This is a genomic window from Asaia sp. SF2.1, from assembly GCF_000505765.1.
Taxonomy (GTDB): Bacteria; Pseudomonadota; Alphaproteobacteria; order Acetobacterales; family Acetobacteraceae; genus Asaia; species Asaia bogorensis.
Map to the genome: position 1 here is coordinate 72,032 of NZ_AYXS01000002.1, position 14,482 is coordinate 86,513.

At 61.1% G+C, this 14,482-nt stretch carries 13 protein-coding genes; 2 read left to right on the forward strand and 11 right to left on the reverse strand.

What is annotated here, in order from left to right; all coding sequences use genetic code 11:
• Positions 1-79 precede the first annotated feature (79 nt).
• From P792_RS23180 to P792_RS0117790, 4 genes are all read right to left on the reverse strand, one after another.
• Positions 80-2,392 carry an LPS-assembly protein LptD gene (locus tag P792_RS23180; RefSeq protein ID WP_023977651.1) on the reverse strand — a complete coding sequence of 771 codons (2,313 nt, stop codon included), beginning with the start codon at positions 2,390-2,392 and terminating at the stop codon, positions 80-82.
• A complete protein-coding gene (gene lptG / locus P792_RS23185) occupies positions 2,392-3,543 on the reverse strand; it encodes an LPS export ABC transporter permease LptG (protein WP_023977652.1) in 1,152 nt (383 codons plus the stop codon). The genes P792_RS23180 and lptG overlap by 1 nt, the downstream gene beginning before the upstream one ends.
• Entirely contained in the window at positions 3,533-4,684 is a 1,152-nt protein-coding gene (gene lptF / locus P792_RS23190; RefSeq protein WP_023977653.1) for an LPS export ABC transporter permease LptF, read from the reverse strand. Before lptF ends, lptG begins: the two co-directional genes overlap by 11 nt.
• A 64-nt stretch (positions 4,685-4,748) precedes the next feature.
• Positions 4,749-5,102 (reverse strand): hypothetical protein, encoded by a 354-nt coding sequence (locus P792_RS0117790; RefSeq protein ID WP_231944553.1) that lies wholly within the window; start codon positions 5,100-5,102, stop codon positions 4,749-4,751.
• A gap of 385 nt (positions 5,103-5,487) precedes the next feature.
• Between P792_RS0117790 and P792_RS23195 the strand changes: the two genes are divergently transcribed.
• Together P792_RS23195 and P792_RS23200 are read left to right on the forward strand one after the other, a co-directional pair.
• Positions 5,488-6,735, forward strand: a complete 1,248-nt coding sequence (locus tag P792_RS23195; protein WP_023977655.1) for a DUF3142 domain-containing protein — start codon at positions 5,488-5,490, stop codon at positions 6,733-6,735.
• Positions 6,701-8,869: a hypothetical protein gene (locus P792_RS23200; protein ID WP_152530124.1), complete on the forward strand. Its 2,169-nt coding sequence runs from the start codon at positions 6,701-6,703 to the stop codon at positions 8,867-8,869. Before P792_RS23195 ends, P792_RS23200 begins: the two co-directional genes overlap by 35 nt.
• 48 nt (positions 8,870-8,917) lie before the next feature.
• On the opposite strand, the gene ccmI is transcribed toward P792_RS23200, so the two are convergent.
• The 7 genes from ccmI to P792_RS23235 are packed head-to-tail and all read right to left on the reverse strand — an operon-like array spanning position 8,918 to position 14,343.
• Entirely contained in the window at positions 8,918-9,715 is a 798-nt protein-coding gene (ccmI, locus tag P792_RS23205; RefSeq protein ID WP_023977657.1) for a c-type cytochrome biogenesis protein CcmI, read from the reverse strand.
• The gene (locus P792_RS23210) at positions 9,712-10,224 is read right to left on the reverse strand and encodes a cytochrome c-type biogenesis protein (protein ID WP_023977658.1); all 513 of its coding nucleotides are present in this window, start codon (positions 10,222-10,224) and stop codon (positions 9,712-9,714) included. The genes ccmI and P792_RS23210 overlap by 4 nt, the downstream gene beginning before the upstream one ends.
• Positions 10,221-10,811: a redoxin domain-containing protein gene (locus tag P792_RS23215; protein WP_023977659.1), complete on the reverse strand. Its 591-nt coding sequence runs from the start codon at positions 10,809-10,811 to the stop codon at positions 10,221-10,223. The genes P792_RS23210 and P792_RS23215 overlap by 4 nt, the downstream gene beginning before the upstream one ends.
• Entirely contained in the window at positions 10,808-12,826 is a 2,019-nt protein-coding gene (locus P792_RS23220) for a heme lyase CcmF/NrfE family subunit (RefSeq protein WP_023977660.1), read from the reverse strand. Before P792_RS23220 ends, P792_RS23215 begins: the two co-directional genes overlap by 4 nt.
• A 10-nt stretch (positions 12,827-12,836) precedes the next feature.
• Positions 12,837-13,352 (reverse strand): cytochrome c maturation protein CcmE, encoded by a 516-nt coding sequence (gene ccmE / locus P792_RS23225; protein WP_031240023.1) that lies wholly within the window; start codon positions 13,350-13,352, stop codon positions 12,837-12,839.
• A 35-nt stretch (positions 13,353-13,387) separates the two neighbouring features.
• Positions 13,388-13,585: a heme exporter protein CcmD gene (gene ccmD / locus P792_RS23230; protein ID WP_023977662.1), complete on the reverse strand. Its 198-nt coding sequence runs from the start codon at positions 13,583-13,585 to the stop codon at positions 13,388-13,390.
• Positions 13,582-14,343, reverse strand: coding sequence for a heme ABC transporter permease (locus P792_RS23235; protein ID WP_023977663.1), 762 nt, complete (start codon positions 14,341-14,343; stop codon positions 13,582-13,584). Before P792_RS23235 ends, ccmD begins: the two co-directional genes overlap by 4 nt.
• Between the last annotated feature and the right edge of the window lie 139 nt (positions 14,344-14,482).

A 14,482-nucleotide genomic window follows, 5' to 3' on the forward strand; every position in this document is an offset into this window, starting at 1 on the left:
TATCGCACGCAGGGGCCGGGCAGCGCCGGATTGCGGGGCAGCCCGGAGGAAGGGGGCGGTAAGGGTCATTGCGCGTCCGTCAGCCATTGATTCCGAAGGTACCGATTGTCTTGAAAGTGAGATTGAACAGCACCGTCGTATTACGCTGCTGGCCACCAATCGAGGTATATTGCTTGATCGCAAGGATGTCCAAGCCGAAGCAGTCATTGGAGTAGCCGATATCGCCACCCAGGCTGACAAACTCCTTGCGTGACAGCGAACGGCGACCATAGATCGAAGCGTGGTATTGCTTATAGGCCGTCGAGACGCCCGCTGTTACTTCGTTTGTCTTTGTATAATAGACCTGCGTCGGACCATTCAGTCGATAATTCGTCGCATAGAAGTAATAGGGCGTGACAGGCTCATAGATATACCCGGCATTCACATGGAATATGGGCACACCGACACTGACCAGTCCCTCGCCATAATCGAAGCTCTTGCGATAGGGGTCATAGCGGCCACGGGCCGTCAGATCGAGATAGCGGTTGGGACTGACGCGCACACGCGCCACAGGTGACGAGAGGTGATGAGACAGGCCCGAATAGGGGATGCGGTTCTGGGTAACGTGCTGCTGGATGCTCTCACCCACCAGAAAATCAACCACATGACCACGCCACGTCCAGTTACCGTGCACCCCGATATTGCCGCGCAGGCCGCCATCCAGACGATCCGTGCCAGTATAGCGGTTCAGTGCAAACAAGGTGCTGTCCGTGAACTCGTATTGCAGCGAATCTTCGTTCGGGATCATGCGGGTGGCACTATTGCCCATATTGGGCGCGGCAATTGCCTGCACAATGGGCTCAAGCACCTGCGACCCGTGACCATGTGCAAAGCTGCGCATGAAGGGCCAGTTCATCTTAAGGGCCACAGTGGGCAGGACCCAGCCCGTCGTATGCGTGCCGGTATCGGTATAATAGGTTGGCTGCTCTGTCAGATGGCTCGCCTGATAAACCGTGGCATCGAGACGCGCTGTCAGCAGCCAGATCTGGCCCAGCACGTTGTGGAATGGCCGGTTCCAGTTCATCTGGATCTGCCCGCGCTGATCGCGTGTTCCCTCGGGGCGATAGACGTTGAAGTCGTTTGTGCTGAGCGAGAATGTGCCACCCAGCGGATCCGTCTCACCTTGGAACGCATAGGTAAAGCGCGGCAGAACGAAAGGCAGATTCGAGTTACGGATAACGCCCTGGTTCAGGCCCTGATAGAACTGCCCGTCGAGACGCGTGTAGGAGCCCACGCCGAAGCCATCGATATAGGCTGTCGATTGCAGTGTTTCGTTGCCGTAGCCTGTGATGCGGTAGTCACGCATGTAGTTGGCCGAAGAGGCAAGATTGACGTTTGCGCCAGCGCGCCAGTGATCGTCGATATCGAAAATGGCATTGCCACGGACATAGCCCTGGATGCCGTTGTCGTTCGTGCCATCAACCGTATTGCCGAACGTGTTGACGTAGCTGCCTTCCTTATGGGTGCTGTAGGCCACGCCGCCCGTGAAGTTGATCTTGCCGAAATTGAGCTGGTTTCGATACTGCCCGCTGATCTGCGGTCCTGTGCGGGTCGAGACAAGCCCCTGGACGGTCAGATCCTGCTGGTCGTCAATCGCCCAGAAATAGGGAATGGTGAAGTAGGTGCCCAGATAACGGTCATGCGGGTTGATCCCCGGGATCAGGAAGCCGCTCTGACGCTTCACGCTGGGGTCCGTCATCGAAAACAGAGGCAGGTACATGATCGGCAGTCCGAACATGTCCAGATAGGCGTGGCTGAATTCGATGCGCTTGTGTTCGGCATCCTGGGTCGCATTATAGGCGCGCAACTGCCAGAAGGGCGGCCGTGACGGATCCTTGGCGCAGATCTGGCAGGCCGTATAGACGGCCTTCGCCATGTCATTGATCTTGCCGGTGGTGCGCCTCATTCCATTGGCTGCCAGCTTGGCATTGTCTTCCATGCGCAGGAAGATGCCGCGTGCAATGCCGTCATGCATGCCGTTGCTGAGCTCGACATAGTCCGCGAAGCTGGTGCTGCCATCGGGCTCGACCATTGCAACGTGACCTGTGGCCGTCAGGACACCGGTATTACGGTCGAACACGATCTTGTCGGCGCGAAGTGCATGCTCGCCCTGCCAGACCTGCACATTGCCTGTCCAGGTTGCCACACCGCTGCGGGTGTAGCTCTCGTTATCAGCAAGATAGGTGACGGGATCGGACTGTGAAGACGGCTTGCCGACGGCAACTTTCGGCCCCGCCTGGCGCTGCATGGTTGCATCCGCCTCAGGAATGGCACCGAATGTCACCGTGCCCGCCAGCATGGAGGCAGCAAGCCAAGACCTGCGCCTGTGATGCGCAACGCGCCGTTTCGACATCAACCATCCTCCAGATGCAGAAGCAAGGCTACCGCCAAGCAGAGACCCGCGCCAGTCGGTGCCCATGCCGCCATGACAGGCGGCAACGCACCGGATTCACCAAATTGCGCCGCCACCTTCGAGATGGTGAAAAGCGCGAAGCCCGCCGCGATTCCCGAGCCCAGCATCCGGGCCACACCGCCGCGCCGGGTAGGGCGCATCGAGAAGCCGGCAGAGACGAGTGCCATTGTACCGCACAGGATCGGAAGAGCTAACAGAGTCTGGAAGTGCAGTCGATGCCGGATGGAGGAAAAACCGGACCGCTCGAGGAGATGGATGAAACCCGGCAGCGTCCAGACGGACAAGGTATCGGGCGACGCAAAGCTTTGCTCGACGCGACGCAGTGAGAGATTGGTCGGCAGAAGATAATCACCGATATGGATCGGCAAGTGGTTCGGCCTGACTGTCGCGGCATTTTCCAGCTTCCACGCACCTTCCACCAGTTCGCCGCGAGGGGCCTCGATACGGATGACAAGCTGATCGCGCGCATCGAGGCGGAAGATGCTGATGTCGTTGATCTGCAATTTGCGGTCCCGCAGAAAGACGTGACGCGCGTGCAGGATAGCTACACCCTGTCCGCCCTGCTCATCATCGAGCTGGCGCAGCCATAGCGCACCGCCATTAAGGGAGAGCGGCCCCCCGCCAGTCTTCAGATAAGCCTCGTCCAGCAACTCCGCCTTGCGGAACATGGAGGAGGAAAGCGGAGAGAGCGCCATCGTCCCGAAAGCGCCCATCAGAATGGCGCAAGCCAGGGGTGCCGCCAGAAACTGCCAGGCCGAGATGCCCGCCGCACGGGCAACAATCAGCTCGGACGAGCGCGTCAGACGCCAGAAGCACACGATACCCCCCAGCAGGATGCCGAACGGCATGATCATGATCATGAAATATGGCACATGTAGTCCGGCGATTTCGGTCACCAGGCTCGTCGGGACATCCGGTTTGGTGGCGACACGCCGCAGCAGATCGATGAAATCGAACAGGGAGACGAGCCCTGTCAGCGCGGCGATCATCGCCAGCGAAAACAGCGTGAAGATTCGCGAGATATAAACTGAAAGCGTGACCGACACCCCAGCCGAGGTGCCGCGAAACAGGGCCAGGGTATTACGCGCCATGAGATGTCTTCCGGCCGGAATTCAACCCTCTGGGCAGGAAGAGCCAAACTGCGCAGCCGATGGCAGGCAGAATCGCTACGCCCCAGAGAAGCGGGACAAGACCGAGATTTCGGCCTGCCAGATTTTGCAACATGAGAGACATGGCCATCAGCCCCACCACAGAGAGAATGGCGGCTAGCGGGCGTTTGATGTTGCCGTGGCGCGAAAAGGCACCGCTCAGCACGGCAACAAGTGCGATCATGCTGAAAGACAAAGTGGTGAGCGGTGAGGTCAGGCGCCTCCACCCTTCCACAGCGAACTTGCCCCAGTCTCGCTGCGAGACATAGCGCGGGTCAGGGTGAAAGAGCTCGGGGAGAGACATTTCGGAGGCGTCGCGCACTTCGGTGTCGGCCTGTTTGCTGCTGGAAAGATCGATTGAATTGCGCGTGAATGTCAGGACATTGAGCCGCCCGGTATGATGATCGATCTCTTGGCGGGAGCCGTTGAAGAGCACCACGCGCGGCTGGTTATCGACCACCACCATCGTTCCACGTTCAGCGATGATGGTTGCGCGTGCTTCAGGCTGGCGGTCATCTTCCACAAACACCCCGTGCATTTCCCCATCACGGTCGCGGCTGCGCACATAGACGGTCATGTCTTTCGAGAGCTGAGCAAACACACCGTCCTGAAGCAGGAAGGCCGCCATACGATTGCGGATCTCAAACTCATAGCGCCTGAAGGCGTGGTAGGAGACCGGGACAAGCCACAGGTTGAGAATATACCCAATAACGGTCGTGATCAGCGCACAGGCCATGGCTGGCCGCGCCAGCTGGAAAGGCGAAAGCCCCGCTGCCTGCATGACGGTCAGCTCACGATCGCCCGACATGCGCTGATAACCGAACAGCACGACAAGGAAGGTCGTGATTGGCAGGATGACCGCGAGGAAAGACGGGATCATCAGGGAGGTGAGCTGGATGAACACGCGCAGCGACAGGCCACGATCCACGACAAGTGATACGAAGCGCAACGACTGCATAAGCCAGATGAGCGCAATGGCACCACTGGTAATGCCCACCAGCCCAAGGAAAAGCTGACGCAGGATATAGCGTTCTCGCAGCAGCAGGGGAGAGCGTTGTTTGGAGCGTGAAGCCGAAGCAGACATGAGTATTGCCCTTAGCGTTTCGCCGGACGTGCCGAAAGCTGCATCTTGTTACGAATGTTCAGGATCAGCGCGGATCACGCAACCAGCGATCGCCGGTGTGGCGGCTATGCGCCACAAAAAAACCGGCCAGCAGACCTGCCACAGCAAAGGCGAATGTCCAGCCGGAAGGACGTATCAGCAGGAGGGACAGGGCAGGAGCCGCAATGAGTCCGATCAGCGTGCTGACAATTGTCTCTCGACGAGTGGGGCCGAAATGACGCTGGGCATGGCAGGTAGGGCATTCTTCATCCGTGCGCTGCATCTTGCCGCGGCAGACCGGGCACAGAACGACCGTTTCCTGCGCCGGTGGTCGAGGCACAGGAAGATAATTGCCGGTGATGACCGATCTTTGTCGGGGCAGGGGGGAGAGACGCGCCATGAAGTGCACATGCCGCGAAGCATGGGGGCAGCGCAATATGAAAATCAGGCAAGGTAGCGCGCTGAGACCAAGGCAAGACTGTTTGGACCCATCACGGTTCCTGCTTGATCGGCTGACCTGATCAGGCCGCGGACCCGCGTTGCGCTATCGTATTGCGCTCTCTGGCAGGCGTCTGATCGCCCTCTACTGTGCGAAGGTCCGGGGAAGCCCTTGAACGTGCCGGCCCCCGCGGGTCTGGGTGAAGAATATGATATGGCAGGCACGGTCCCCCCACCTCAGCCGCATCTCTTGGCAACGTGTATGATCCCCGTCTAGATCGTCCTGACAGGCTGATCCCGTGGGGGCCAGAGCCTCGATGGCTGCGCCTGAATGCAGGAGGTGAATCGTGCACAGATGGCGTGCTGCACTCGCCGGGGCCTTCGTTCTTCTCGCTGCCCTGATCTGCCTCGCAGGTGTTTCGGCGATGCGGTTTTTTGGACCCGCATCCGTTCAGCTGCCATCGGATGCCTATATCTGGCAGCGCCAATGGCGGGACGAACTGATCCGCTCTATCGCGCAGGCTGCGCCCTCTATCCAGACCTGGCACATTCTCGCCGCCGAGTTCGACCAGACCGGCCAGTGGCGTGATACGGCGTTGCTTAGCCCAAAACAGGTTCTGGCATCGCATCGTGTGATCGCCGTGTTCCGCCTCAGCGGCCGGATAGAGGCGCTCGATCCTGTGCAAACGGGCTACCATATCGAGCAGGTGCTCGCTCAATGGCAGACGCTCGGCCTTACGCCGGAGGGGATCGAGATCGATCATGACTGTCCCACCGCCCGGCTTGGCGATTATGCGGCGTGGCTCGATGCACTCCATCGCAGATTGTCGGGGCGCTACCGTCTGACGATTACAGCCTTGCCAAGCTGGATCGGCGCCCCGGCGCTCGGTTCGGTCCTGTCCCATGTCGAGGGCGTCGTCCTGCAGCTTCACGCCGTCAGCAATCCGGCGGGTGGATTGTTCAGGGCCCATGAGGCCCAGCGCGATGCTTCCCGCTTTGGCAGGATTTCGCCCGTTCCGTGGCAGATTGCGCTGCCAAGCTACGGTACGAAAATCATATGGGGGGAGGCGGGCCAGCCGGTCGCGGTTGAAAGCGAGATGGCACGCGGCATTGCCAGAGGGGCGGGGCAGGAACTGACCGTTGCTCCGGAGGAGGTTGCGCGGTTCATGCAGCGTATCGAACACGCGCCGCCCGCGGGTCTGGCGGGATGGATCTGGTTCCGCCTGCCGGTTGCGGGTGACCGACGCGCCTGGAGCCTTCCTGCGTGGTTGACGCTGGTCAGGCACGAGCCATTGCGCCGGGCACTCTCGCTTGGCCTGAACCCACAAGGTGCAGCTTTGTATCATATCGTGTTGAGAAATGACGGCACGATTGACGCCACGCTGCCGCTCATTATCCATGCTGACAAGGACTGTGCCGGTATGGGGGCGCAAGGGCCTTATCGTCTCGATTACGACCAGACTGGCCCGGTTCTTGTCAGAACGGGTGAGGCGCTTCTGCCGGTCGGACAGGAAATTGTTGCGGGCTGGCTGACCTGCCAGAAAAAGAAAGATCAGATCAATGTCTCAGCGCAGGACGTTACCCGACGCTTCTGAAGACCGTGCACCCCGTCGAAAGCGACTGACAGCAAGGCAGCGGGCCTTGCTTGGCGTGATGGTTCTGACGCCTGCAAGCCTTGTCGGCGTCATGGCGTGCGGTCCGTTCTTTCCCGAGCCGTTGCTGAATGACCGTACACACACGCTTGAGAAGCTGCCTTCTTTTTCGTTCTCCTATGCAATCAGACATCTTTATCCCGGACAGAAGGTAACGCCAGAGCCTTCGCCAGGGTCAGGGGCTATGTCGCCTCCGGATGAGGATAACCCAGCTGAAGCCCGGGCGCGTGATCTCTACCAGAGCGGCGCGCAGGCCTATCGCGACCCCAATAGCGCCGATCACGGGATCGACGCATTCAAGGCGGTTCTTGCGCTTCCAGACACAAGCAATGCTCATGAGAAAGTTGCGGCAGCCTTCATGCTGGGCAAGGCGTATAGTGCTTCGGCTTTTGCGTCAGCCAACGATCCGGAGCATGACCTGACCGAAGCCGCCCGGGCCTTTGCCCTGACGCGGTCGCTGGTCGAGGCAGGCGTAAATGATCCTGACGCCCTAGCTCAGGCCTCATGGGGTGAAGAGGCGAAGCTCTATCTGCGCGGTGCCAATGGTCTGTGCGGCTGGCACGAAATGGAGACTCACGCACCGTGCACGAGCAGCCTGAGGAAGGATCTGATTGGCAAGGCGCTCCTTCTTTATGTGCATCAGGTCGAATCCGGATCCTACGCCGGTGAGGACTCCCTGCGTTACGTCCTGGCCTGGGTCTCGCAATATCCCGACTTGGTGAGAGCGCTCGCCGCTGATCCGCTGTCGCGCAAGCTGCTCAGCGCCTATGCCCTGTCTTTCGACTATGACGGTGACCTCGCCCATTCATCCCTGAAAAATCTTGCAACTGCCGTGCATGAGCAGGGCGTCAAACCGGATGACGGAACCGATCTGCTGGCGGCCGCGGCCTATCGTCAGGGTCAGTTCGATCTGGCGCGGGATTTCGCTACACAGAATCCGTCCCCTCTGGCTGCCTGGGGGCGCGCCAAGCTGGCTGTCCGCGCCAATGACACAAAAGCCGCGACGCTCGCCTATGCCGAAGCGACCAAAGGGTTCCCGACACTGGTGCCTGCGCAAGACCCTGCCATTGCAGTGCGTATGCAGGGCGAGCAGGGTGTGCTGGCGCTATCGCGTGGCGAATATGTGCAGGCGCTTCTCTGGCTCTATAAAGCGGCGCAGCAGGCCGGACCGGGCAGTGATGTCGGAATCGATGCCGCCTATGTCGCTGAGCGCGTGCTGAGCGTGGATGAACTCAGGCAGTTTGTGGATGCCAACGTGCCTCCAACGCCGGCCGAAGCCTCCGGCGCCAGATCATCCGGGGTGCAGGATGACCAGACAGAACCTGCTGGTGAGCCCCCCGTCGAGACGATGCCGGATGTAATGCGTTCGCTCCTTGTGAGACGCCTGATCCGTGAAAACCGCCTCGCGGAAGCGCTGAATTATACGGATCACGACCACAAGGCAGGGTTCGCGCTTGAGAGCGCGCAAGGCCAGCCGCTCAATCTGACCTATGATCAACTGATCCAGACCTATGCAGAGGCGCTTTCGGACGCAAAGTCGCGCTGGACCCGGGCAGGGCGCGCGGAAGCCTGGTTTCTGGCAGCACGGATCGTGAAGCTCTATGGTATGGAGCTGACCGGCACGGAGCTGGGACCGGATTATCATATCTGGGGCGGGATTTATGGCTGGGGTGCCAACATCGATCCTCGCTCGGTGCAAGGTCCAGCAGCCCAGAAGCCGCCTGCCTCAAGAACCTTCGTCACGGCGCAGGAAATCGCCCGGTTCGACAGCAGTGCAGTCAAGCCCGATGCGCGCTATCATTATCGCTGGCTTGCCGTCAGCTATGCATCCCGTGCGGCTGACCTCCTTCCCCCGCGCTCGCAGGCTTTCGCGGCTGTGCTCTGTCAGGCAGCTGGGTGGCAGACCGATCAGACGCAAGCGCTCTACCAGCGATATGTGCGCGAAGGGGCCCTTGTCGATTTTGCTCCGAAATTCGGCAGTAGCTGCACGGTCAGGCCTGCTTTCGAGCAGACCCGTTTCTACGGGCTGCGTAGAACCTGGAAGCGCGTTCGAGCGGCGATCGCGCGTCGGCTCTGAGGGGCGTTGCGTTCGCGCAGGAAGTGTGGCGACAGGCTTGGTCGGATTTCAGGGGGTGTTCTCGTGCTCGCCTGTCGCGATGCGGGCCTCGACCGCCAGACGCCAAGGGGCATCTGCCGGGGCTTCATCCACAGCGCGCCGATACAGGGCGAGGCTATCGGGCGAGATATGACCGTCACGGCGTGTCTGGAGCTCTGCCACCTGCACGGCCAGATCGGGGATGAAGCGTACAGCTAGAACACGACGATACAGGCCGATAGCCTCATCGGGGCGATTCATGGCCTCATCCACCTGACCCAGCAGCAGGGCCGACCGGATGAAATCCGGGTCCTGAGGGGAGAGCGTTGCCACCTGCCGGGCCAGCTTGCCGAAAAGCGCCTGCAGTTCCGGCGAAACACTGCGCGTGCGGTCCTGATGCGGCTGGGGTGGAAGTGACGGATGACCGTTCACCAGGTAAAGCGCGAGCCCTGCGATGGGCAGCACGGGTAACCAGAGCACGGATTTCCAGCGCCGCATACCTTGTGAAACCTGCGCCCGATGGCCCTCGGGATTATCAGGATCCACAAGTGCTGCGGGCAGAGCGCGGGCTGTGAGTCCGTCATCAGGCAGCGCGTCGGCGGCGAGGATGCGACGCTGTATCTCCAGCCGTGCCTTACCCGCCTCAGTGGGGTCGATCAGCCCGGAGGCCATATCCCGATCGAGTTCGCGTAACTGCTCGCGATATAGCGCGAGGGCTGACAGGCGTGGCCCGACGGGTGGGATCTGGCGCTTCGACTGGAGGAATATCAGCCAAAGCAGCGGCGAGAGGGCCAGAAGCGTGACAAGCAGGAAACCGGGCCAGCTCATGGCTTGCTCTCCTCACGCAGCAGACTGGCCAGACGCGTGGCTTCGGCTTCAGTCAGGGGAGGTTCTTCCTGCTTGCGGCGCATCATCACAAGGGCTGCGCCAATACCGACGGCAACCGCCAGAGCCGGCATGGTCCAGAGCAGCAATGTGGCCATCGAGAATTGCGGCTTCAGCCGGATGAACTCGCCATAGCGATGGGTCATCCATGCCATGATCTGGGCGTCGCTCTCGCCTTTTGCCACATGCTCGCGCACGACATGGCGCAAGTCGCGCGCCAGCCCTGCGCTGCTATCCTCGATGGATTCGTTCTGGCACACCAGACAGCGCAATTGGGCACCTATGGCAGCCGCCCGCTTTTCCTGTGCGGGGTCGTGCAGCATCTCGGACGGATCGTCCAGCGCCAGAGCCCGACCGGATATCAGGGGTGTGAGGGCTAGCAGCGCTGTCAGCAGAACAACACCAAGCCACGCCGGAACGAGAGAACGAGAAGCTAGTCCTGATGGGCTCATTCTGACCTGCCATCACCAGTAGATGGGGCAGACGCCTGCGCGGCGAGAGGCAGGATCGTGTGATCCAACAGGGCTTCATCAAGCGCAGCCGCGCCGTGCCAGGCAATATGCCCACCCGGCATGACGAGAAAACTTTCGGGCACGCCGGTCACGCCCCAGTCGATGGCGGTCATGCCGCTTTCATCCAGGCCGGTGCGTGCATAAGGCGAGCCATCGCGCTCGATGAAACGACGGGCGTCCTGTGGCTTGTCCTTATAGGCAATGCCCCAAAGAGCAATGTCGCGGCTGATCACCCGCAGGGCGGCCATCTCTGCGACGCAGGGGATACACCAGGAGGCGAAGAAATTCACGAGCACAGGCACAGGGCTGGCTCTGAGGTCGGCGGTTGAGAAACCGTCACTCTGCCCGCTCAGACCGGGCAGCGAAAAATCCGGGATCGTCTCGCTCGCCTGATCGTTGCGGATGGCATGAGGGTCGAAGGAACCGTCCTGCATCGCTGCCAGCATCTTCCAGCATCCCAGCCCCGCAAGAGTCGCCCCGGCTACGGGAAGCGCCATGAACATCCGGCGTCTTGTCAGGCGTGTCATGGGTGTATCTCCTTCGCGCCCGGCAAGGTAGAGGCTGTGCGGCCTCTGCCGGGCGCACCGAGGCGATGGCGCCGATCCGACAGCGAAAGCGCCCCCCCGAGAGCCATGATCACACCGCCAAGCCAGATCCAGGGGGCAAGCGGATTATTATGAAGGCGCAGCACATAGCGGGTCTGCGCACCTGTGCCATGACTCTCACCCAGCGCCGCGTAGAGGTCACGCAGCAGGTTGGTTCTTATGGCGACATCGGTCGTCACCTGATGCTGGCTTGTGAAATCACGACGTGACGGATGCAGATGGGCAATGACACGCCCGCCGCGCAGGACAGTCAGGTCTGCCACGAGCGCGCGGTAATTCGGGCCGTCCTCCTGTCTCGCGCCATCGAGCCGCCAGACCAGCGTACCTTGCTGGATCGTCTCCCCCACGCCGAGTTCCACCACAGAATGGCTCGCCTGAGACATGCCAGTGAGACCCAGTACCGTCACACCCACGCCGATATGGGCTAGAGCCCCGCCCCACACGGCGCGGGGAAGTCCTGCCACGCGCTGGCGCATGGTCCGGGGTATTGCGGTCCACCGGGTCGTGGTGATGCCAAGACGGATGGCCAGATCGGAAAGACTGGCCGCAATGACCCACAGCCCCGCCGCCCCACAGAGCGCGGGGAGGAGGCCGTCGAGCAGAATGAGCGCGGTTGCAAGCCCAACCACAGCAAAACAGGCCGCCGGATAAAGGCGCCCCAGCACCGGCGAGAGGCGTGCACGCTTCCAGGGCAGCAGAGGACCGATACCCATTGCAAGCAGGAGGGGTAGTGCCAGCGGAATGGTCGTGGCATCGAAAAACGGCTTGCCGACCGAGAGGGTCCGCCCCGTCAGGATCTGCATGAAGGGGGGGTACATGGTGCCAGTCACCACCACCGCGCACAGGGCGCAAAGCAGGATGTTATTGAGCACAAGCCCGCCTTCGCGTGAAAACGGTGCAAAGATGCCCCCCGAGGTGAGCGAGGGGGCTCGCCAGGCGAAGAGCACAAGCGACCCGCCTATGACGAGCGCAAGCAGACCCAGAATGAAAATGCCTCGGGCAGGGTCATTGGCGAAGGCATGCACCGAATTGAGAATACCCGAGCGTACAAGGAATGTGCCTGAAAGCGAGAACGAGAAGCTCGCTATGGCCAGTAGAACGGTCCAGATACGCAGGGCATCGCGTTTTTCGACCACGATGGCCGAATGAACGAGGGCCGTTCCGGTCAGCCAAGGAATAAGCGAGGCGTTTTCCACCGGGTCCCAGAACCAGTAGCCGCCCCAGCCCAGCACATAATAGGACCACCATGAGCCCATCGCGATGCCGCATGTGAGAAACGCCCAGGCCGCCACGGCCCAGGGACGGACCCAGCGGCCCCAGGCCGCATCCACACGGCCCTCGATCAGCGCGGCGACAGCAAAGGCGAAGGGCACGGCAAACCCGACATAGCCGGTGTAGAGAATGGGCGGGTGGAAGGCGAGGCCGGGGTCCTGCAGAAGCGGGTTCATGCCCTGCCCGTCATCGGGTGCTGGCCAAATGCGCTCGAACGGGTCGGAGGTGAGCAGGCAGAAAAGCTGGAACCCGGTTGACACGCCACCGAGAATGGCCAGCACACGAGCCTTGAGCACAAGCGGCAGGTTGCGGCCAAACAGGGCCACGGCGCCTCCGCACAGGGCAAGGATAAGCGCCCAGAGCAGAACCGACCCCTCGTGATTACCCCACACACCCGTGATCTTGTAGAGCAACGGCTTGCTCAGGGCAGAATTCGCAGCCACGTTCTGAACCGAGAAATCATCATTTACCGCGCAGGCAATCAGACTTGCGAAGGAAAAGCCCAGCGCCAGAAGCTGGGCTACAGCCAGCGCCGGGGCCAGATCGAGCAGCGCAACTCTGGCGCGTGCGGCCCCCCAGAGCGGCAGGATGAACTGGGCCAGTGCGATCACGCAGGCCAGAGCCAGTGCATAATGGCCCTGTTCGGCCCCCAGGACAGAAATCATGCGACAGACATCATGGTGTTGTGTGACCCTTGGCATCGTCACGGATCATGCTCGTCCAGCTTTCGGAACTGGGCGGTTTGCCATAGCGCGGGTCCCATTTGCCGCTGCGTTGCAAGGCTTCGGCCACTTCTTTCGGCATATAGGTCTCGTCATGCTTGGCCAGAACTTCAGAGGCTGCAAAGGGCGCGCCGGCATGATAGCTGCCAAGGGCGACCACACTTTGCCCTTCTCGGAACAGATCCGGCAGGATGCCCTCAAAGCGTACTTCGACGGCGGCTTGCCCATCCGTGACCCTGAAGAAATTGACCGGTGTCTTGCCATCCGTTTCGCGTCGAAGCGACCCCGCCACGACCATGCCGCCAAGGCGAATCACCCGGTCAGGCGCGGGTGGCTTTTGCACAAGCTGTGAGGGCGCCATGAAGAAGACAATGCTGGACGAAAACGCATTCAGCACCAGCGCCGTTGCGACGGTGAAGCAGGCGAGGCAACTTAGCACAAGCCATAAACGCCGGGATTTGCGGGTCATGCGACGCTTCGGGCGCGTCTGAAACAGCGCATCGCTCATGGAGTCGCCCCCTGGCTGGGGATCGACCCGGTATCGGGGCTTCCGATGCTGCGGTGTCTGGCTCCCTGCCGCTGTTCGAGCAGCGCAAGGCGGGCTCTGGCGCGGCGCAGCCGCATCACGAGAGGCAGGGTAAAGGCACCGATCATCACAAGCGTCGCGGCATAGGAGGCAACGATATAGGGCAGATGGGTCACGCGGCCGGTCCCTCGTGCATGAGCGACCGGGTCATGATCTGTCGGGCCCGGGCTTCAAGAATGGCGGCCTTGAGGCGGCCTGTCACAAGGGCGGCGAAGCCGAAGGCAAAGCCGGCCATGCAGCATGAAAGCGGCAGCAGCATGGATGGGGGCATGGCAGGGGCATGGGTAAGCGTGATGCTGTCGGGCTGGTGTAGGGTATTCCACCAGCTGACGCTGAACTTGATGATGGGCAGATCGATGACACCGGCGATGGCCAGAACAGCCGCGGCACGATAACCGCGCTGCGGATCGTCGAAGGCCTGAATCAGCGCAATATGACCGAGATACAGGAAAAACAGCACGAGAACCGATGTCAGCCGTGCATCCCACACCCACCACGTCCCCCACATGGGCATGCCCCAGAGCGAACCGGTGATCAGACACAGTGCGGTAATGGAAGCGCCTAATGGCCCGATCTCGACGGCGGCAAGGTCGGCCAGGGGATGCTTCCAGACGAGGGACAGAACCCCGCATATGGCAAGAGCGGCATAGCCACCCGAGGCCAGTATCGCCATGGGAACATGGATATACATGATCCGCACGGCATCCCCCTGCTGCCAGTCTGCTGGCGACCAGATCAGCGCCCAGACCAGACCGACACCAAGCGTCAGGCATGACAGAAGGGCCAGTAGCGGCAACAGCCATTGCGCCAGCTTCAGGAAGCGCCCCGGATTGGCGTAACGATGCAGGAACGTTCCCCGTATGGGCCGTTCCACGCTTTTGCCTCCCTTGGTATCTTGCGCAGTTCCTGTCACTTCGTGCTTCTCTCCCCCTCGATTGCGGCCATGATATAGCCCGCTTCAGCCACCATCCAATGCAGGTTTTGACGGAAAGCCGTCCTGATACGGGATTCAT

Coding starts and splice junctions, on each gene's coding strand:
- P792_RS23180 (WP_023977651.1), bottom strand. CDS start 2,392: ATGTCGAAACGGCGCGTTGCGCATCACAGGCGCAGGTCTTGGCTTGCT.
- lptG (WP_023977652.1), bottom strand. CDS start 3,543: ATGGCGCGTAATACCCTGGCCCTGTTTCGCGGCACCTCGGCTGGGGTG.
- lptF (WP_023977653.1), bottom strand. CDS start 4,684: ATGTCTGCTTCGGCTTCACGCTCCAAACAACGCTCTCCCCTGCTGCTG.
- P792_RS0117790 (WP_231944553.1), bottom strand. CDS start 5,102: ATGGCGCGTCTCTCCCCCCTGCCCCGACAAAGATCGGTCATCACCGGC.
- P792_RS23200 (WP_152530124.1), top strand. CDS start 6,701: ATGTCTCAGCGCAGGACGTTACCCGACGCTTCTGAAGACCGTGCACCC.
- ccmI (WP_023977657.1), bottom strand. CDS start 9,715: ATGAGCTGGCCCGGTTTCCTGCTTGTCACGCTTCTGGCCCTCTCGCCG.
- P792_RS23210 (WP_023977658.1), bottom strand. CDS start 10,224: ATGAGCCCATCAGGACTAGCTTCTCGTTCTCTCGTTCCGGCGTGGCTT.
- P792_RS23215 (WP_023977659.1), bottom strand. CDS start 10,811: ATGACACGCCTGACAAGACGCCGGATGTTCATGGCGCTTCCCGTAGCC.
- P792_RS23220 (WP_023977660.1), bottom strand. CDS start 12,826: ATGATTTCTGTCCTGGGGGCCGAACAGGGCCATTATGCACTGGCTCTG.
- ccmE (WP_031240023.1), bottom strand. CDS start 13,352: ATGACCCGCAAATCCCGGCGTTTATGGCTTGTGCTAAGTTGCCTCGCC.